The following is a 16,658-nucleotide window of genomic DNA, read 5'->3' on the forward strand; positions in this document are numbered from 1 at the left end:
CCCCTTATCGAGTCCCCCAAGCCGCATATGAGCCACTACGAAGGCGATCTTCGCACTCCCGAGTCGGCGCGCTTCGCCATCCTGGCCAGCCGCTGGAACGCCCGCATCACCGACGCGCTGGTCGCAGGCGCCCGCCTGAGCCTGGCCGGCAACGGCATCACCGAAGCCAACATCGACGTGATCCGCGTGCCGGGTGCCTGGGAACTGCCGCTGGTGGCTGCACGCCTGGCCGCCGCGCATGAACACGCCGCCATCCTCACCCTGGGCTGCGTGATCCGTGGCGACACCCGCCACTACGAACACGTGGCCGACCGCTGCGCCGAAGGCCTGATGCGCGTGCAGCTGGATTTCGGCGTGCCGGTGCTGAACGGCGTGCTGGCGGTGGAACGCGTTGAAGACGCCGAGGCCCGCGCAGGCGGCAGCCACGGCAACAAGGGCGAGGAAGTCGCACTCGCCGCACTGGAAATGGTCAATCTGCTGGAGCAACTGCCATGAACAAGAACACCCAGGGCAAGCCCTCCGGTAAACCCGTCCGCCGCGATGGCGTCGATCCGGTGCTGCGCTCGCGCGCCCGTCGTCGTGCCGTGCAGGCCATCTACGCCTGGCAGATCTCCGGCGGCAACGCGCAGTCGCTGATCGCCCAGTTCGCCCACGAGCAGGCCCGCGAAATCGCCGACCTGGCGTACTTCGAGGCGCTGGTGCACGGCGTGCTCGACAACCGTCGCGACATCGACGAAGCGCTCGGCCCGTACCTGGACCGTGGCATCGAGGAAGTGGATGCGATCGAACGCGCGGTGCTGCGCCTGGCCGCCTACGAGCTTCGCTACCGCCTGGACGTGCCGTACCGCGTGGTGATCAACGAGGCCATCGAATCGGCCAAGCGCTTCGGTTCCGAACATGGCCATACCTACGTCAACGGCGTGCTGGATCGTGCCGCCGTGGAATGGCGCAAGGTCGAATCGGGTCACTGACCCGCCTGTGGTAGTGCCGGCCGCTGGCCGGCAGCTGCAGGGATCCTGAGGTTGCCGGCCAGCGGCCGGCACTACCGCCCACCGCGCCTTGCGCGGCACGTACAACAGCGGGAACGCCCCATGTCCCTGGCCGAATTCGCCCTCATCGACCGCATCCGCGCCCGCACCCTCGAGCGCGACGACATCCTGCTCGGCATCGGTGACGACGCCGCGCTGTTGCAGCCGCGCGCCAACGAACAGCTGGTGGTCACCGCTGATACGCTCAACAGCGGCGTGCACTTCCCGGTGGAAACCCCGGCCTTCGACATCGGCTGGAAGACCCTGGCGGTCAATCTGTCGGACCTGGCCGCGATGGGCGCGCGCCCGGCGTGGTGCACGCTGGCACTGTCGCTGCCGGAAGCATCTGAAGATTGGATCGAGGCCTTTGCCGATGGCTTTTTCGCCCTGGCCGACCAGCACGACATCGCGCTGATCGGTGGCGACACCACGCGCGGTCCGCTGTCGCTGTCGGTGACCGCGATGGGCCAGGTCGGGCGCGGCCAGGCCCTGCGGCGCGACCGCGCACAGGCAGGCGATGACATTTGGGTCAGTGGCACGCTCGGCGATGCCGCCGGTGCGCTGCGCCTGTGGCAACAGGGTGCGTTGAGCATCGCCACCGCCACGCTGCTGGCCGACTACGAAAGCCTGCGCCTGCGCCTGCTGCGGCCGGCACCGCGCGTGACCCTGGGCCTGCGCCTGCGGGCCTTCGCGCACGCGGCGGTGGACGTGTCCGACGGCCTGCTGGCCGACCTCGGTCATATCGCCACGCGCAGCTACGTGGCCGCACATGTCGATGCCGACTCGCTGCCGATCTCGCACGCATTGCGTGAGCTGCTCGGTCGTGAGGCCGCACGCGACTGCGCACTGCGCGGTGGCGACGACTACGAGCTGTGCTTTACCGCCGCCGCCGACCAGCGTGACGCGCTGCACTACCTGGCCGAATCGCTGGACGTGCCGCTCACCCGCATCGGTCGGATGGCCGGAGGGCAGGGCGTGCATGTGGATGGCGAAGCCGCCGACGGCGGCTACCAGCACTTCGCGTAGCCGCAGCGGTACTGCCCTGCTGGGTCAACCTTCGGGGTGGGGTCAGATCCCTTTGCGCCGCAAAGGGATCTGACCCCAAGTGAAGCACATCGATGTTGCTCTGGTAGGTGCCAACCTTGGTTGGCACGGATGTGTCAGCATCCGGTGGCACATCCATGTCGACCAAGGTCGACACCTACCAACGCGGTCTGGTTATACGTGCGGAACTGGCGCACCGAAGCGGTTGTCGCCCGGCGTGCTGGGCAGCACCAGGAACACCAGCAGCACCAGGCTCGCAAACGGCACGAACGCCAGCAGCATCCACCAGCCCGAGCGATCGGTATCGTGCAAGCGGCGAATGGTTGCGGCAATGCACGGCAAGGCGAACACCAGCCACATCACTACGCTCAGCCCGGTAGCGACCAGCGCCAGGCCCTGCGAACCACTGTGGCCGGCATAGAAGCTCAGCAGATACAGCGGGATCGAAATGATCATGATGAACAACTGGAACCACCAGAATTCGCTGCGGCTTGCGCGGCCAGTGAACTGCGCATAGCGGGTGAGCGGAACCATCATCTTGTGCATCGAAACACTCCCTGAAAAGAAGTGCGCACCATTGGTGCTCCTGTGATGACGAGCCATCGGAATCGTTGCAATTGCGCGCAGCGTGCAACTGAACTGAGCGCTCACCCGCACTTCTCTTCGTCGCATGCTCACGCCGCCCGCAGCTGCACATCCACGTACTCGGCCAGCCCACGGCAGGCCAGCAGCAGCCCTTCGCGCGCGCCATCGCCCATCTGCTGGTCGATATCTCCATCCACGCGTACGCGTTCGGTGGCGTGCAGCAGTTCCAGCAGGAAACTCAGCCCCGCATTGGCGCGGTCGATGCGCGCCAGGGCCAGGCGTTGCCCGGGCGTGCGGTTGTTGCCGGGCCATGGTTGGCCATCGGCGGCATCGCCCTGGCGGATGTGCTGCAGGCAGGCTTGCAGGGTGATGGCCCCGGCACTGTTGCCGCTCTGCAGCGCAACGAAGGTGTCTTCCAGCGTGCGGGCCAGGTCATCGGGCAGGCGCGTGGCGGCCTCGCCCAGGGTGGCGGACAGGTGCGGGTAGGGGGAAGCGGTCATGGCGGCGTCCTTGTGCAAGCGGCAAGGGGCCACCCTGCTTAACAGCGAGGGTGGCGGACGGTGCGTGGTTCCAATACCGGTGGTAACACTGCGAAACGCCGGCGGGCACGAGGCCCCCACGCACCGCCCGCCATGTAAGCGCGGACAGAATGCCTGCCGACGCCACCCAACAAGGAAAGGGTGGCGCCGGCAGGCAAGCGTAAACAACAGTGTTACCGATCGGGATTGGAAGCCCGTGCCACCCGTTGTCGGTGGCACTACATGATTTGCATGAAGCGCCCGTGCCGCCAATGAGAATTGTTGGAAAGTTCGAAAGCGTTGCAACTTTGTCGCTGGCAGGTAGCGGATGGCGACTCTTGCCAAATGCGACATTCTTCGCCGCTCGCACCGTAGAGTCGAGTGCGCTCAACCACTTCGTCGAAGTGGCATCGGCTTCAGCGGGGGTTGCCGGGCTCAGCGATGCCGCTACGCTGGGGAGATGAAAATTATCTTGATCGCCTTCTTGCTGGCCTCTTCGCCGGACGTCATAGAGCCCGGCTACAGAATGGGCAGCTACAAGGAAAATCCGTCGCCGATGCCGGGCACGCTGAAGGCATTGGGCGCGCGATGGGAGATGGACTACAGAACGCTACGCCCTGCCCTGTTGAAAGCGGGGTGGAGCGGAATACCACGCGAGTACTCGCATCCGACCGTGCTTGGATTTCCCGAGGTCAATTGTGGTCGCGGCTGGCAGGCGGTCTGCTGGTCCATGTTCCACAAGAATGGCCGGGATGTTTTTCTGCAACTGCATCCCACAGACGACGGCCGCCTTATCCTGATTGGCGCAGAGTGACGCCTTCGCCTTCGCCTTCGCTATCGTCGAGCCGTTTGTTGATACTCAGGCGTTCATTGGTCGGGATGCCGAAGGCACTGCCGGTTTTCGGGGTTCCCGCTGCTGACGGCGCCGAGCTTGCTTGGCTGATGCAGAACGTAGCCGAGCGTTGGCCTGGCTCTACACGAGCAAAGAAAAGCGGCGCCGGAGTCAACCGGCGCCGTGCGTGTTTCTACATCACCACTTGTACGACATGCTCAGATTGGCCGTCGCTTCGCGGTACCCATGGTCACCGCGCATCACGCCGAAGCCACCCCACGCACTCAGCCCGGAACGGAAGTCCACGCGTGCACCGGCATTGAGCTCGTAGCGGTTGCGTGGCACGCTGGCATTCAGCGCTTCATCATCGAACGCCATGCCGTTGCTGGCGCCATCGCGGTACCAGTTGGTCACCACATACTTGCTGACCGAGACACCCGCTGCTGCGTCGCGCTGTGACCGGACCTGAACGATGCCCAGCTCTGTCGCAATTGACCATTGAATGACTGCGGCGACGGTGGCGATGCTGGCCAATTGCTCGCTTCTGGTTGCCCGCGTGTCCCCTCCCGAACGTCCCCACAACGCTGCCATCGATGGCCTGCGCGCATTGGCGGTGCTGGCCGTCGTCCTCTTCCACACCAATGCGACGTGGCTGCCCGGCGGCTTCACCGGGGTGGACCTGTTCTTCGTGGTGTCCGGCTTCGTGATCAGCCAGTCGCTGGCCTCGCGCACGCCTGCGTCGCTGGGCGCGATGCTGCTCGACTTCTACCGGCGCCGCGTGCTGCGCCTGTTGCCGGCGCTGCTGGTCATGCTGGTGGCCACCTTCATACTGTCTGCGCTGTTCATTCCCCGTGCGTGGCGCAATGAACAGTTCGACCAGACCGGCTGGGCCGCGCTGGTCGGCTTCAGCAACATCGTGCTGGCTGGCCAGCAGGACGATTACTTCTCACCCGGCGCCGAACTCAACCCGTTCCTGCACACGTGGACGCTGGGCGTGGAGGAGCAGTTCTACCTGGTCTTCCCGCTGCTGTTCTTCGTCTGGCTGCGCGGGCGTGAGCGCTGGCCGTGGTCGCGTTGGCTGTTGCCGGGGCTCACCGTGCTGTCGCTGGCGTGGGCGGGCTGGCAGGCGCAGACGGCACCAGCGGCAGCGTTCTATCTGCTGCCGGCGCGGTTCTGGGAGCTGGCTGCGGGCGCGCTGCTGTACCAGTGGATGCGTACTCGTACGCCGGGCCAGAACGGTGGTGCGGTTGCAGCGGCCGGCCTGACGCTGCTGGCCGCAGGCGTGGTGATCGCCCCGCAGCTGGCGATGCCGGTGCCGGGTGTGCTGGCCACCGTGGCCGGTACCCTGCTGCTGTTGGCAAGCGTGTCGGCGCCGGGGACATCGCGCCTCGCCCGCGCGCTGGGCTGCGCACCGCTGGCCTACCTGGGCCGGTTGTCCTATTCGCTGTACCTGTGGCATTGGCCGCTGCTGGTGCTGCTGCGCTGGACCTACGGCCTGCACGGTGCCGCGCTGTGTCTGTACCCGGTGTTGCTGCTGGCGGTATCAGCTGCGTCGTATCACTTCATCGAGCGTCCGCTGCGCAGTGCGGCGCCGCTGCTGCGCCTGGCACCGGCCAAGGTGCTGGCGATGGCGTTGCCGGTGGTGGCGCTGTGTGGTGCGGGTGCCTGGGCCACCGTGGAGTACCACGAGCAGGTCTCGCTGAGCGTTACCCGTGACGGCTATGCATGGCAGGCGCGTCGCTACCCCGCGTGGCGCCCATTAGAGCCGGTGAGTGCGCCGGCGCTTGAAGGACGGCGCCTGTTCGTGTCCGGCGATTCGCACGCGGCGGCGTATCGCACCATGACCAGCATGGTCGCGCGCCAGACCGGCATGGAGGTGCGCCAGCAGGATCGCGGCGGCTGCAGCTTCGTCAATCTGCTGCGGGCCAGTCCAGCCGATTGCCAGGAGTTCATTGAGCACACGCTGTCGACCATCGAGCGCGAGGCACGCCCGGGTGACATCGTGCTGCTGGCGGCCTTGCGCATGCCGGAGCTGCGCGGATTCGACTGGCGGCGGCAGGATGCACAGGAAATCTATCGTCAACTGCTGGCCGAGCGCACGCCCGCGCATGCACAAGCTGCACGCGATGAAGCCGATCGAGTGCTGGGGCGTTTGCAGAAGCTGGGTGTGCACGTGGTTGTGGATGCGCCGCTGCCGTTGTTCAAGGCCGGTGCGTACCGCTGTTCGGACTGGTTCAACCGCCGCAACCCGGCCTGTGCCGGTGGCCTGAGCATGCCGCGCGCCGACCTGGAAAGGCTGCGCGCGCCGCAGATGGCGTTGCTGTCCGAACTGGCGGTGCGCTATCCATCGCTGACGGTGTGGGATCCGCTGCCGCTGCTGTGCGGGCCAACGACCTGTTCGGCGGTGAAAGACGGGGAGCCGCTGTTCTTCGACAACGATCACCTGAGCGGGCATGGCAACCGCGTGCTGTTGCCCAGCTTCCGGCAGACCCTGATCGATATTGCAGGCGACACGCCGGTGTAGAGCCGAGCCCACGCTCGGCTTGCGCGCGGTGCGGGCTTCATCGCGATGTGGCCGAAGCGGGGCCGAGCATGGCTCGGCTCCACAGGAGTGTGAGGGTGAACGACACGTGGTTGTAGAGCCGAGCCCACGCTCGGCTCGCGCGCGCAGCGCGGGCTTCATCGCGATCTGGTCGAAGAGCCGCCGAGCATGGGCTCGGCTCTACAGGAGTGCGAAGGAATGTGCGCGGTCTATGCCGGCGGCAGCACCTTGCCCGGGTTGAGGATGCCGTCCGGGTCCAGTGCGGCCTTGATCGCGCGCATCGCCGTCAGCGTTTCCGGGGTGAAAGCCTGTGCCATGAAATCGCGCTTGGCCAGGCCAATGCCATGTTCGCCGGACAATGTGCCACCCAATGCCAGGGTCAGCTCGAAGATCTTTGGCAACGCGGCATGCGCGCGCGTGTTTTCGTCGGCATCCTCCGGGTGGTAGAGGATGTTGACGTGCAGGTTGCCGTTGCCGGCATGGCCGAAGGTGACGATGGTGAGTCTGTAGTCACGCGCCAGTGCCTGCACGCCGGCTACCAGCTCCGGAATGCGCGACACCGGGACCACAACGTCTTCATTGATCTTGCCCGGCGCAACGCTGCGCAGCGCGGGCGACAGCGCCTTGCGTGCGGCCCACAGCTGGTCGCGCGCGCGGCCCTCCATCGCCACGTCCAGCTCGATCATGCCGTCGCCTTCGGCGGCACTGGCCAGTGCCTGCAGCAGATAAGGCAGGGTGTCGTGGTCACCATCGGCCTCGACCAGCAGCATCGCGCCTGCCTCCGGCACATCGGCACCATTCAGCCGCAGCAGCTCCAGGCTGCGCGCGTCCATGAATTCCAGGCGGGTGGGTACCACCGGCTGCGACATCAACCGCGACACGCCGGCCGCAGCAGCATCGGCATCGCGGTACAGCACGCGCAGGCCGGCCTGGCTGACCGGCAGCGGGGTCAGTTTCAGCGTGGCTTCCACGATCAGTGCCAGCGTGCCTTCGCTGCCCACCAGCAGATGGGTGAGGTCGTAGCCGGTGGCGTCCTTGGTGTAGGCACCACCGCAGCGGATCACCTCACCGGTGCCGGTCACCGCCACCAGGCCCAGTACGTTGTCGCGGCTGGTGCCGTACTTTACCGCGCGCGGGCCGCCCGCATTGCAGGCCAGGTTGCCGCCGATGCTGCAGATCTCGGCGCTGGACGGGTCCGGCGCCCAGAACAGGCCGTGCGACGCCAGCGCCTGCTGCAGCGTGCCGTTCAACACGCCCGGCTGCACGACCGCGCAGCGATCACCGGCGCGGATCTCGACGATGCGGTCCATGCGGGTGAACGAGAGTACGATGCTGCCCGGCTGCGGGACCGCGGCACCGGTGGTACCGGTGCCGGCACCGCGCGCGACCAGCGCCACGCCATGCGCGCGGCATGCACGCACCAGCGCCTGCACCTGCTCGATGTCCGCCGGAAACGCCACTGCGGCCGGCCGCTGATGGCGCCATGAGTTGTCCTGCGCATTCGCCTCCAGCGCGCCGTCATCCATGCGCCAGCCCTCCGTGCCCAGCAGGGTGGACAGTTCGGCAACCAGGGCAGCAGGCAGGGCAGGACTCATGACGGATCTCGTGAGGCAGCAGGAGCGGGTTGGATCAGTTTCCAGGCGACAACGGCGCCGGCCAGTGGCAGCCACACCCAGCGCAGTTCGGAGAGCAGGGTAGCCACGCCGCGTGCGCTGAAGAACTGTGGCGCGAACGGTGACACGCGGATGGGGCGCCACGGCGCGAAGAAGCGCTGTTCGCTCCACGGCCAGGCCAGCGCGACGCCCAGACCACCGGAGGTCATCGCATCGAGCAGCGGATGGCTGGCGGCGCAGGCGAAGACGAATACAGCGGCTTGTACGGTAGATGCCAACCTTGGTTGGCACACATCCGCCGACCAAGGTCGGCGACTACCCAAGAACGCCAACGCCGCGGCCAATGCTGCCAGCACGCCGGCAAACAGCAGTGAGTGGCTGGCGCCGCGATGGCCGAAGGCATCGGCATAGGGAATGTGCAGGGCGAAGGCCAGTACATCGGCATCGGGCAGCATGGCGGCGATCACGCCGGCGGCCAGCAGGCGCGGCGGGATGCGGCCACGATCAGCGGCGCACCACAGCGCCAGCGGCACAGCGGCATGGGTGATGATCGACGGCATCAGTCACGCACCATGGTCGTACCGGCCGCGGGCCGGCTGCAGGTCCGACGGGTAGTGCCGGCCGCTGGCCGGCAAAGAGTAGCCATCAGCAGTCATCCAATCGGAACGCATCCCGCAGCCAATGCAGCTGCGGCGGTTCGCCGGTGGCTTCGACCACATCGAAACGGCAGGGCGCATTGGCCAGCGCCGGGTGGTCCTGCAGGTACAGCTGCGCGGCGTGGGCCAGGCGCCGGCATTTGCGCGCATCGACCGAAGCGGCGCCACCGCCGAAATCCGATCGCGCGCGGTAGCGCACTTCCACGAACACCACGGTGCCGGCATCGTCCATCACCAGGTCCAGTTCACCGCCGCGATAGCGCACGTTGCGCGCACGCGGCTGCAGTCCCGCCTGTTGCAGATGCTGCTCGGCGGCGGCTTCCACCGCCGAGCCACGTTGGCTGCGCTCAGCGACCACCGACGATCGGCATCGGCCGGCCGCCATTGAAGGTCGACCAGGCCGGCTGGCGCAGGATGTTGCCGTTGCTGTCCAGGAACAGGGTGCCGGTGGCACCGTCCAGGCCGCCTTCGTTGGACAGCTTGTCCAGGTAGGCGGTGATCTTCCAGGCGTCGGCACCGAAGGCGAACAGGCGGCCGGCCGCACCGCGTGCGCTCGGCAGGGTGCTGGCCACCTGGCTGGCCGACGGCAGGCCGGACACACTGCGCACGTTCCAGGCTTCGTTCGGATAGACGATGCCGTCCAGCGCCACGTCTTCTTCCACCTTGCCGCTGCCAACGGTCAGCTGCGAGGTGCCAACGCGGGTCGCGCCGCCTGCACCGGCCAGCGCCAGCTGCGGCGCCAGCAGGCGCGCCTGCGGCGCACGCACGGCGAGGAATACGGCATCGACCTGGCCGGCGTTGCGCACCTGCGCGCCGACATCGCCGACGGCATCGGTGACGCCGATCGTGGCCACCACCTGGCCACCGCGCTGCGCAAAGCGCTGGGCGAAGGCGGCGGCGGCACGGCGGCCGGTGTCATCGGCGCTGTTGATCACCAGCGCCTTGCCGCGCTCGCGGCCACGCAGGTACTCGGCGGCGACGATGCCGTCGTCTTCCGGTGCCAGCGAGAAGCCGGCACTGCCGGCCGGCGGTGCGTCCTTGCCGCGGTTCAGGGCCAGCACCGGCACCTGCAGCTGCTGCCGGCCGTACACGGCGTCCACTTCGTCGCGGCCCAGCGGACCGACCACGAAGTCGGCACCGGAGGCGACGGCCTTGTCATAGGCGGCCAGGGCACCGGCCGGGGTGCCGGCGGTGTCGAAGAAGTTGATGTCCGGGCGGCGGCGGCTTTCACCGTAATAAGCGCTCAACAGGCCATCGCGCACCGGCTGTGCGGCGGTGGCCAGGCGGCCGCTGAGCGGCAGCAGCACGGCCAGCTTGGCCGGCGGGCGGTAACCGTCGCTCATCGCCGGCGGGCGCTTGCTGGTGTCGAACTGGGCCGCGCCATCGCGGTCGAACGGGCGCGGCAGCGGCAGGCCGCGCGCGATCAGTGCACGGCCGGCGAAGTTGTAGAGCGGGTCGTTGGCCGGCAGGGCGGCGGCACGGCTGCGCAGGGTGGCGTCGTCGAGGGTGCCGAGCAGGCCGGCAATGGCGGCCTGGTTCTCGCTGCGCGCGCTGCCGGTCAGGCTGGAATGGGCGCGGGCGCGCTCGGTGGCGGCGCCGAAGGCATCGCCGGTGCCCTGCAGGGCACTGGCGCGGGCGAGGTACCAGCGCGTACGCAGCGCCGGCAGCACGTTATCGCCGTGGTCCTTCAGCAGGGCCAGTGCCTGCGCCGGCTGCTTGTCGGCCAAGGCGAGCTCGGCACCGGTCAGCTGGTAGCGCTGCAGGCTGGCGCCGGACAGCTGGCGTGCGGTGAGCTGGCCGAGCAGGCTGCGCGCGCGGGCACTGTCGCCGGCCAGGTGCCAGGCCCAAGCCGCATCGGCCAGGGCGTTGCTGCGGGCGCCGCCGCGCAGGGTGGAGGCCAGGCCTTCCAGCTGCAGCGCGGCATCGCGCGGCTTGCCCTGTTCGATCAGCGCCAGCGCCTGGCTCTGGGCCGGCGAATCGGGCGTGCTGGTCAGGCTGGTGGTGGCACAACCGGCCAGCAGCATCAGCGACAACGACAGGGCGGAGATCCGTGCGGCGGGCTTGTTCATGATCGGGTCCATGCGATGGGGGCAGCGGCCTTGGCCGGGTACACGCTACGATTCTACCCTTGCCCCGTGAGTACCGCTGAAATGAGTGTGCCAACCCTGTACGTCGTCGCCACCCCGATCGGCAACCTGGCCGATCTGAGCCCGCGCGCGCAGGAGGTGCTGCGTTCGGTGGCGGCCATCTGTGCCGAGGACACCCGCCGCAGCGGCCAGCTGCTGTCCCATTTCGGCATCCAGCAACCGCTGGTGGCCCTGCACGAACACAATGAAGAGGCCCTGGCGCAGCGCCTGGTTTCGCGATTGCAGGCCGGCGAGTCGCTGGCGCTGGTCAGCGATGCCGGTACCCCGCTGGTCAGTGACCCCGGTTTCCGCCTGGTGCGTGCCGCGCGCGCGGCGGGTATCAAGGTCAGCCCGGTGCCCGGTGCCTGCGCCGCCATCGCCGCGCTGAGCGTGGCCGGCCTGCCCAGCGACCGTTTCAGCTTCGAGGGTTTCCTGCCGGCCAAGGCCAGCGGCCGCCGCGACCGCCTGCAGGCGCTGGCCGGCGAAGTGCGCACGATGGTGTTCTACGAATCCTCGCACCGTATCGCCGAGTCGCTGGCCGACATGGCGGCGATCTTCGGCGGCGAGCGCCCGGCGGTGCTGGCCCGCGAGCTGACCAAGCTGTTCGAGACCGTGCTTGATGGCGACCTGGCGGGGCTGCTGGCCCAAGTCGAGGCCGACGACAACCAGCGCAAGGGCGAGTTCGTGGTGATGGTGCAGGGTGCCGGTGACGACGAGGAAGCGCAGCTGGCGCATGGTCGCCGCGTCTACGCGAAGCTGAGCGAGCACCTGCCGCCGTCGACCGCCGCCAAGCTGGCCGCGGAACTGACCGGTGCGCCGCGCAAGGCGCTGTACGGCAGTTGATCGCTCGCTCCGGGCCATGTCGGGCAGCGCGCGGCGCGAAATGCGAAACGGTTCGGAACCGCCGGAGGGACGCCAACCTCTGCCGCGTGAACGTGCTCACGTGCGCGGCTGAGGGACGAATCCGGGGACAGGCGATGTCGTGATGAGCAGCAATGACCGACCCACTGATGATCGTACGAAGCCAGCAGCCTTGGGTATTGCGGGACGTCCTGCAGAGCGACATTGAGATCAGTCGAGCCCGTGCGGATACTCCCGATACGGAAGCGTGTCCGTAGTGTGACTCCATTTCCGAGGCCTCTGAGGCGTGAGGACCGGTGCTCGGGATGTCTGTCCTGGACGAAGACGCCCCTGCACACGCCTCTTCATCCCCCACTTGGGAGTAATTGTTCGAGATGGCATTGACAGCCTACCTTCAAGCTCATTTCCTGCCAAAGGATGCGTTCGCCGCATTCTGCAATGTGTCAGAAGAAAGACTCAGTCGCCTGATTGCAGTGGGCGCGGTGCCGCAGCCCACCTACACCTGCGAGGGTGGCGCCATCCGATCTGCAGTGTTCGGCTCCATTCCCATCAGCGAAGACCTTGTGGGGGAGTACTTCCGTACCGATTGCGCACGCTGGATACGCATTGCCGATCATGCACCACCGGGCAGTGAGCGGGCGGCTGTGGTCGACGTTCTGCTGCAGGAGCTCGAGGGCTACATGACAGCCGTGCTTGGGGATGCCAACGCTGCGCACGACAAGGCGCAACTGCTGCTCCCGCACTTCTTCAACGGGACCTTCGGTCTGTGTATCGCAGATCCGTCCACCGGCGCCGGCATCGCAAGAAAGGAGCTGCTCCAGGAACAACTGGTCGCACTCGCCAGTGACACCCACACTCCTCTCGACGCGCGTGTCGACAGGCAGGCGCTGCTGGCACTGATCGACGATTATGCGCGTGCGTCGATGCCGTTCTCGCCGGCCGAGTATGACCGTAGCAGCAGAAAGCGATGGGTCGACGATCTTCGCCGGGAGCTGGACGAAAAGTCCTGAAAAGCGTGCAGGCTGCATGGGTCATTCACAGCCTGGGACGCTGGAATGCGAATGAGCGGCGGAATTCTGGGGGTGAAGGAATGAAGCTCTCAAATTTACTTGAGGGAGGGAAGACAGATGCTGGAAAAGGGACTGTTCCTGCTGTTCGCTCTGGCCGACGTGCCAGCTCCTGCAGCTGAAGGGCCGCCACCTGCGGCCATTACCGAAGCCGATCTGGGCCCGGACTATGTTGGCTACCTGCTGTTCGATCCGGGGTTGGTCGAATTCAATCGGCTGCAGTCGGTCCGCGATTACAGCAATTACCTGACCTATCGCGCGGCACGTGACGCGTTGGAGAACTACGAGGGATGTCTGCAGGTGGGGGCCGGCAACCACGCACAGATCGAGGCGGCCTACCAGCAATTGGTGAACAGCCAGCAGCGGTACGTCAGCGCGGCGCAATGGCGCGACCTGCGGCAGGCCCTGCGTGCGGGGCGCGAGCCGGTACCCGAGCGCGCGTCGTGGCAATGCGCCGCATTCGTGGACAACGCGCCGTATTTCGATGCGGGGTTGGACGATGCACTGCTGGGCGCCACCGAATTGGCGCGCGAACAGGCTGGGGAAGGGGATTCGCGTAGCGATGCGCTGCGCCCGGTCCTCGGCGTTCAAATGGGGGCGCGACCGTGATCGAATCCGAGCCTGACGAAGGTCCGGCCCATCGCGCCGGCCTGCGCAAGGGGATGAGGTGCTGGCCGTGGCAGGTACCCGAGTGAAGACCGTCTTCGGTATCGGCCAAGCGTTGAAAGCCCACGCGCCGGGCGATCGCGTGGACGTGCGCGTCCGCCGCATTGAATGGGACGGTTCGCAACCGCAGGTGCGGGAATTGATCGTCGGGGTGGTGCTGGAGTCGCGGGCGGCGGTGATGGCGAGGGCGAAGGCGAAGGGCCGCTAGAGCCACGCCACGCGTGGATGAACCGGACGCCGCGATCGGCACGGCAGGAAAGGCGTGCGTACGCTAGAATGCGCGCTGGCGGAGTCGGCCAGACAGTCGCGTCATCCCTTCGGGGGTGCCGAGGAAAGTCCGGGCTCCATAGGGCAAGGTGCCAGGTAACGCCTGGGCGGCGCAAGCCGACGGAAAGTGCAACAGAAAGATACCGCCTACGTCTTCTTCGGAAGGCCGGTAAGGGTGAAATGGTGCGGTAAGAGCGCACCGCGAGTCTGGCAACAGACCGGCACGGCAAACCCCACCTGGAGCAAGGCCAAATAGGGATCCTTTGGCGCGGCCCGCGTTGGATCCGGGTAGGTTGCTTGAGCGTTGCGGTGACGTAACGCCTAGAGGAATGACTGTCCACGACAGAACCCGGCTTATCGGCCGGCTCCGCCTCTTTCTTCTTCCACGCATGGCGTGGATCTACCGTGATTCCGGGGTCGGATCCCTTTCCAGAGGAAAGGGATCCGACCCCATGCCCTGATCAGCCCGGCGTACGGTACTGCCCGGCGGAGATGAACTGCGAGAAGCGCTCGCACCACACCACCACGGTGGTGTAGTCGTCCACGTCCACGTTCGCGGGGACGTCCACCAGGAAGCGGTTGAAGGTCTTCACCTCACCGATGCGCTGGGCCTGCGCCTTGATCTTCAGGAAGTCGGCCTTGTTGTCGACGAAATCACGGACCAGATAGACCTTGTAATCCGGGCCCGGTCCCATCTTCCCGTCGAAGGCGACCTGGGTGGCACTGACGCTGACCTTGCCTTCGGCCCAGTGCACCGCATCGCTGCCTTTGAGGTCGCGGCGGAAGGTGGTGCGGTAGGTGGCGTCTTTCATCGCGGCCTGTACCTGGGCGGCCGGCGGGTCATCGGGGGCGATCAGGATCGGCAGCAGATAGACGCCCAGGCCGAAGCCCAGGCCGAGGGTGAGCAGGTGGGTGGCGAGCAGGATGAGGATGCGGCGCATGGGGCCTCCTTGTGGTTGCGGTCGATCGCGCGGCGTGATGCCGGGCGCGACCACCCTGGGAGGTCAGGGGCGACATTTATAGACACAGTGCCGATTGCGAAAAGGGCACAGTCGGGTGGCGGCGATGCTGAAACCCCTGGGGTGCGGGCGGATCGTGGTCGCGGCTGGAAGCTGAATGACGTTTCAGGCCCGCTGCGATGGCGACGGCCGCCACGTGGATCGCGACAGCAAGCTGCGGGTAGTGCCGGCCGCTGGCCGGCTGCTTCATGGCGAATCCGAGCATCCAAAGGCTGCCGGCCAGCGGCCGGCACTACCCACGCCAAGAGCATCCGGCCAAGGGCCGTCTTGATCGGGTCAGAAAATGACGTGGCTTTGTCCGCTCGGTGCACCCTGCGGGCCGAAGCGGCGTTCGTGGATCTCGCCGTGGCCGTCGGCGTCGATCAGCAGTACGGTGCTGGCGCGGGTGCCGTAGTCGTCGCCGCGGATGAAGGCCGGGCTCAACCAGCGCTCGCGTTCCAGGCCGATGCCGGTGTCGGGCAGGTCGCTGTCGGCGGGGCGGTGTTCATCGGCCAAGGCATTCCAGAGCGGGGTCAGGTCCGGGGTCAGATCCCTTTCGCGTTGCGAAAGGGATCTGACCCCGTCTGCTTCCAGCCATGCCGACAGCGCGGCCATCAGCCGTCGGGTCTTCGGCCAGGGCGCGTCCAGCGCGCCGTTGGACATGCCGTGGACGCCCGGGCCAAGCGTCTGCCGTTCGGCGGATGGTTGCCCAGGTACTCCAGGCTGTCGCCATCGGCCAGCAACAGATTGAATGGGGCGTAGGCACCCGCCACGGTTGCCAACCGCTCGATATGCACGGCGGCCGGGTCGCGGCCGCGCAGGAAGTCGGCCACCAGCGCGCCCCGCGACGGTCCGGTCTGGGCCGCCAGCGGGTCGCGGACGTTGGTGACCACCGCCATCCGGCCCGAGGCGCCGACCCCGGCCCAGCCACCGCCGGAGCGCAGGTCGCGTCCCCCGATGACGGAGGTCTCATCCTGCCAGGGGGCCAGCGCCGCGGTGGGGCGGGCGTGGAACTCATCACGGTTGCCGGTCATCACCAGCCGCCAGCGCGGGTGGTGCATCCAGCCAAGAGCGAGCAGGCACATGGCCTCATTGTGCACCGTTTGCGCAGTCCGGCGCCGTTTCCGGCCCGGCTCGGATGAATGCGCGGCCGATGTTTCACGCCCCGTCCACGCCCCTGAACTTCCGTTCAATCTCAAAAATTGAGACGGATCAGCAACTTGTGGATAAGCCTTGAACAATTCTCTAAAGGTTGTTGCAAGCCATTGATGCGGCTGGCGATTTCCCTGCTGAAAAGTTGTTGACAACCCTCGGCCCGCTGCTAAGGTGGGCATCAGAGGGAAATCCGGGTGTTTTGTGGGTTTTCGTGGTTCAATGTTTCACCGGGCGAAGGACAAGGTGCAGGCGTCGTGTTCCAGGGCGAGACGGCCATCACAGTTGACGACAAGGGGCGCATGGCGGTTCCCACCGCTTACCGCGACCTCGTCGCGCGCGCCAGCAACAACCGTCTCGTGCTGACCTACAACCCGTTCGAAGCCGGCTGCCTGTGGCTGTACGCAGAGTCGGAATGGGAACGGGTCCGCGACGATGTGATGTCCAAGCCCAACACCCAGCGCGTCGTGCGCCTGTTGCAGCAGAAGCTGGTCGGCTCGGCCGCCCATCTGGAGCTGGACGGCAACGGTCGCATCAGCATCCCGCCAGCCACCGCGGTGCGGTGGGCATTGAGAAGAAGGCGGTATTGCTCGGCATGGGCGACAAGTTCGAATTGTGGAGCGAGCAGGCGCATCGGGCCCTGATCCAGCAGACGTTGTCTGACGAGGATCTGGGTGATGGGTTGCTCGACCTGAAGTTGTGA

Annotated in this window: 17 protein-coding genes, 1 other RNA gene and 2 pseudogenes; 11 read left to right on the forward strand and 9 right to left on the reverse strand. The window is 67.0% G+C overall.

Annotated features, from left to right (window positions below):
• The first annotated feature begins 27 nt into the window (after positions 1–27).
• The 3 genes from ribH (at position 28) to thiL (ending at position 2,054) form a co-directional block, all read left to right on the forward strand.
• Complete coding sequence (gene ribH, locus DL544_RS03005) at positions 28–495, forward strand: 6,7-dimethyl-8-ribityllumazine synthase (RefSeq protein WP_005415267.1); 468 nt, start codon at positions 28–30, stop codon at positions 493–495.
• Positions 492–971 carry a transcription antitermination factor NusB gene (nusB, locus tag DL544_RS03010; RefSeq protein ID WP_005415268.1) on the forward strand — a complete coding sequence of 160 codons (480 nt, stop codon included), beginning with the start codon at positions 492–494 and terminating at the stop codon, positions 969–971. The genes ribH and nusB overlap by 4 nt, the downstream gene beginning before the upstream one ends.
• A gap of 120 nt (positions 972–1,091) precedes the next feature.
• Entirely contained in the window at positions 1,092–2,054 is a 963-nt protein-coding gene (thiL, locus tag DL544_RS03015; RefSeq protein ID WP_139726728.1) for a thiamine-phosphate kinase, read from the forward strand.
• A 192-nt stretch (positions 2,055–2,246) separates the two neighbouring features.
• Here the strand turns inward: thiL and DL544_RS03020 are convergent, their stop codons facing one another.
• A complete protein-coding gene (locus DL544_RS03020; protein WP_139726729.1) occupies positions 2,247–2,618 on the reverse strand; it encodes a DUF805 domain-containing protein in 372 nt (123 codons plus the stop codon).
• Positions 2,619–2,746: 128 nt separating this feature from the next.
• On the reverse strand, positions 2,747–3,157 hold the full coding sequence (locus DL544_RS03025) for a hypothetical protein (protein WP_139726730.1): 411 nt from the start codon (positions 3,155–3,157) through the stop codon (positions 2,747–2,749).
• Between the two features lie 478 nt (positions 3,158–3,635).
• Here DL544_RS03025 and DL544_RS03030 point away from each other — a divergent pair, with 478 nt between their 5' ends.
• Entirely contained in the window at positions 3,636–3,989 is a 354-nt protein-coding gene (locus DL544_RS03030) for a hypothetical protein (protein WP_072167840.1), read from the forward strand.
• 216 nt (positions 3,990–4,205) lie between these two features.
• Here DL544_RS03030 and DL544_RS03035 read toward each other — a convergent pair whose 3' ends face one another.
• Positions 4,206–4,541 (reverse strand): autotransporter outer membrane beta-barrel domain-containing protein, encoded by a 336-nt coding sequence (locus DL544_RS03035; RefSeq protein ID WP_235646209.1) that lies wholly within the window; start codon positions 4,539–4,541, stop codon positions 4,206–4,208.
• Between DL544_RS03035 and DL544_RS03040 the strand changes: the two genes are divergently transcribed.
• Positions 4,510–6,531, forward strand: a complete 2,022-nt coding sequence (locus tag DL544_RS03040; RefSeq protein ID WP_139726731.1) for an acyltransferase family protein — start codon at positions 4,510–4,512, stop codon at positions 6,529–6,531. The two genes, DL544_RS03035 and DL544_RS03040, sit on opposite strands and share 32 nt — an antisense overlap.
• Positions 6,532–6,758: 227 nt before the next feature.
• Here the strand turns inward: DL544_RS03040 and DL544_RS03045 are convergent, their stop codons facing one another.
• From DL544_RS03045 to DL544_RS03060, 4 genes are all read right to left on the reverse strand, one after another.
• Positions 6,759–8,144, reverse strand: a complete 1,386-nt coding sequence (locus tag DL544_RS03045) for an FAD-binding oxidoreductase (protein WP_072167842.1) — start codon at positions 8,142–8,144, stop codon at positions 6,759–6,761.
• Positions 8,141–8,722, reverse strand: coding sequence for a metal-dependent hydrolase (locus tag DL544_RS03050; RefSeq protein ID WP_072167843.1), 582 nt, complete (start codon positions 8,720–8,722; stop codon positions 8,141–8,143). Before DL544_RS03050 ends, DL544_RS03045 begins: the two co-directional genes overlap by 4 nt.
• Positions 8,723–8,807: 85 nt before the next feature.
• Positions 8,808–9,176, reverse strand: coding sequence for a YraN family protein (locus tag DL544_RS03055; RefSeq protein ID WP_049439300.1), 369 nt, complete (start codon positions 9,174–9,176; stop codon positions 8,808–8,810).
• The gene (locus tag DL544_RS03060) at positions 9,166–10,887 is read right to left on the reverse strand and encodes a penicillin-binding protein activator (protein WP_111128433.1); all 1,722 of its coding nucleotides are present in this window, start codon (positions 10,885–10,887) and stop codon (positions 9,166–9,168) included. Before DL544_RS03060 ends, DL544_RS03055 begins: the two co-directional genes overlap by 11 nt.
• An 81-nt stretch (positions 10,888–10,968) precedes the next feature.
• Here DL544_RS03060 and rsmI point away from each other — a divergent pair, with 81 nt between their 5' ends.
• The 5 genes from rsmI to rnpB all read left to right on the forward strand — a co-directional run bounded on the left by rsmI (position 10,969) and on the right by rnpB (position 14,178).
• A complete protein-coding gene (gene rsmI / locus DL544_RS03065) occupies positions 10,969–11,787 on the forward strand; it encodes a 16S rRNA (cytidine(1402)-2'-O)-methyltransferase (RefSeq protein WP_065178763.1) in 819 nt (272 codons plus the stop codon).
• A 392-nt stretch (positions 11,788–12,179) separates the two neighbouring features.
• On the forward strand, positions 12,180–12,815 hold the full coding sequence (locus DL544_RS03070) for a DUF6058 family natural product biosynthesis protein (RefSeq protein ID WP_164092972.1): 636 nt from the start codon (positions 12,180–12,182) through the stop codon (positions 12,813–12,815).
• A 117-nt stretch (positions 12,816–12,932) separates the two neighbouring features.
• Positions 12,933–13,481: a hypothetical protein gene (locus DL544_RS03075; RefSeq protein WP_139726733.1), complete on the forward strand. Its 549-nt coding sequence runs from the start codon at positions 12,933–12,935 to the stop codon at positions 13,479–13,481.
• An 82-nt stretch (positions 13,482–13,563) separates the two neighbouring features.
• Positions 13,564–13,746, forward strand: coding sequence for a hypothetical protein (locus tag DL544_RS03080; protein WP_139726734.1), 183 nt, complete (start codon positions 13,564–13,566; stop codon positions 13,744–13,746).
• A gap of 80 nt (positions 13,747–13,826) precedes the next feature.
• An RNA gene (rnpB, locus tag DL544_RS03085) (RNase P RNA component class A) lies at positions 13,827–14,178 on the forward strand.
• Between the two features lie 88 nt (positions 14,179–14,266).
• Here rnpB and DL544_RS03090 read toward each other — a convergent pair.
• Both DL544_RS03090 and DL544_RS03100 read right to left on the reverse strand, forming a co-directional pair.
• Entirely contained in the window at positions 14,267–14,746 is a 480-nt protein-coding gene (locus DL544_RS03090; RefSeq protein ID WP_139726735.1) for a DM13 domain-containing protein, read from the reverse strand.
• Between the two features lie 354 nt (positions 14,747–15,100).
• Positions 15,101–15,888, reverse strand: a pseudogene (locus DL544_RS03100) (NRDE family protein).
• 324 nt (positions 15,889–16,212) lie between these two features.
• Here DL544_RS03100 and mraZ point away from each other — a divergent pair.
• Positions 16,213–16,658: pseudogene (gene mraZ / locus DL544_RS03105) on the forward strand (division/cell wall cluster transcriptional repressor MraZ).

This window comes from Stenotrophomonas sp. pho, assembly GCF_006228405.1.
GTDB lineage: Bacteria > Pseudomonadota > Gammaproteobacteria > Xanthomonadales > Xanthomonadaceae > Stenotrophomonas > Stenotrophomonas sepilia.

Coding starts and splice junctions, on each gene's coding strand:
- ribH (WP_005415267.1), top strand. CDS start 28: ATGAGCCACTACGAAGGCGATCTTCGCACTCCCGAGTCGGCGCGCTTC.
- nusB (WP_005415268.1), top strand. CDS start 492: ATGAACAAGAACACCCAGGGCAAGCCCTCCGGTAAACCCGTCCGCCGC.
- thiL (WP_139726728.1), top strand. CDS start 1,092: ATGTCCCTGGCCGAATTCGCCCTCATCGACCGCATCCGCGCCCGCACC.
- DL544_RS03020 (WP_139726729.1), bottom strand. CDS start 2,618: ATGCACAAGATGATGGTTCCGCTCACCCGCTATGCGCAGTTCACTGGC.
- DL544_RS03025 (WP_139726730.1), bottom strand. CDS start 3,157: ATGACCGCTTCCCCCTACCCGCACCTGTCCGCCACCCTGGGCGAGGCC.
- DL544_RS03030 (WP_072167840.1), top strand. CDS start 3,636: ATGAAAATTATCTTGATCGCCTTCTTGCTGGCCTCTTCGCCGGACGTC.
- DL544_RS03040 (WP_139726731.1), top strand. CDS start 4,510: ATGACTGCGGCGACGGTGGCGATGCTGGCCAATTGCTCGCTTCTGGTT.
- DL544_RS03045 (WP_072167842.1), bottom strand. CDS start 8,144: ATGAGTCCTGCCCTGCCTGCTGCCCTGGTTGCCGAACTGTCCACCCTG.
- DL544_RS03050 (WP_072167843.1), bottom strand. CDS start 8,722: ATGCCGTCGATCATCACCCATGCCGCTGTGCCGCTGGCGCTGTGGTGC.
- DL544_RS03060 (WP_111128433.1), bottom strand. CDS start 10,887: ATGAACAAGCCCGCCGCACGGATCTCCGCCCTGTCGTTGTCGCTGATG.
- rsmI (WP_065178763.1), top strand. CDS start 10,969: ATGAGTGTGCCAACCCTGTACGTCGTCGCCACCCCGATCGGCAACCTG.
- DL544_RS03070 (WP_164092972.1), top strand. CDS start 12,180: ATGGCATTGACAGCCTACCTTCAAGCTCATTTCCTGCCAAAGGATGCG.
- DL544_RS03075 (WP_139726733.1), top strand. CDS start 12,933: ATGCTGGAAAAGGGACTGTTCCTGCTGTTCGCTCTGGCCGACGTGCCA.
- DL544_RS03090 (WP_139726735.1), bottom strand. CDS start 14,746: ATGCGCCGCATCCTCATCCTGCTCGCCACCCACCTGCTCACCCTCGGC.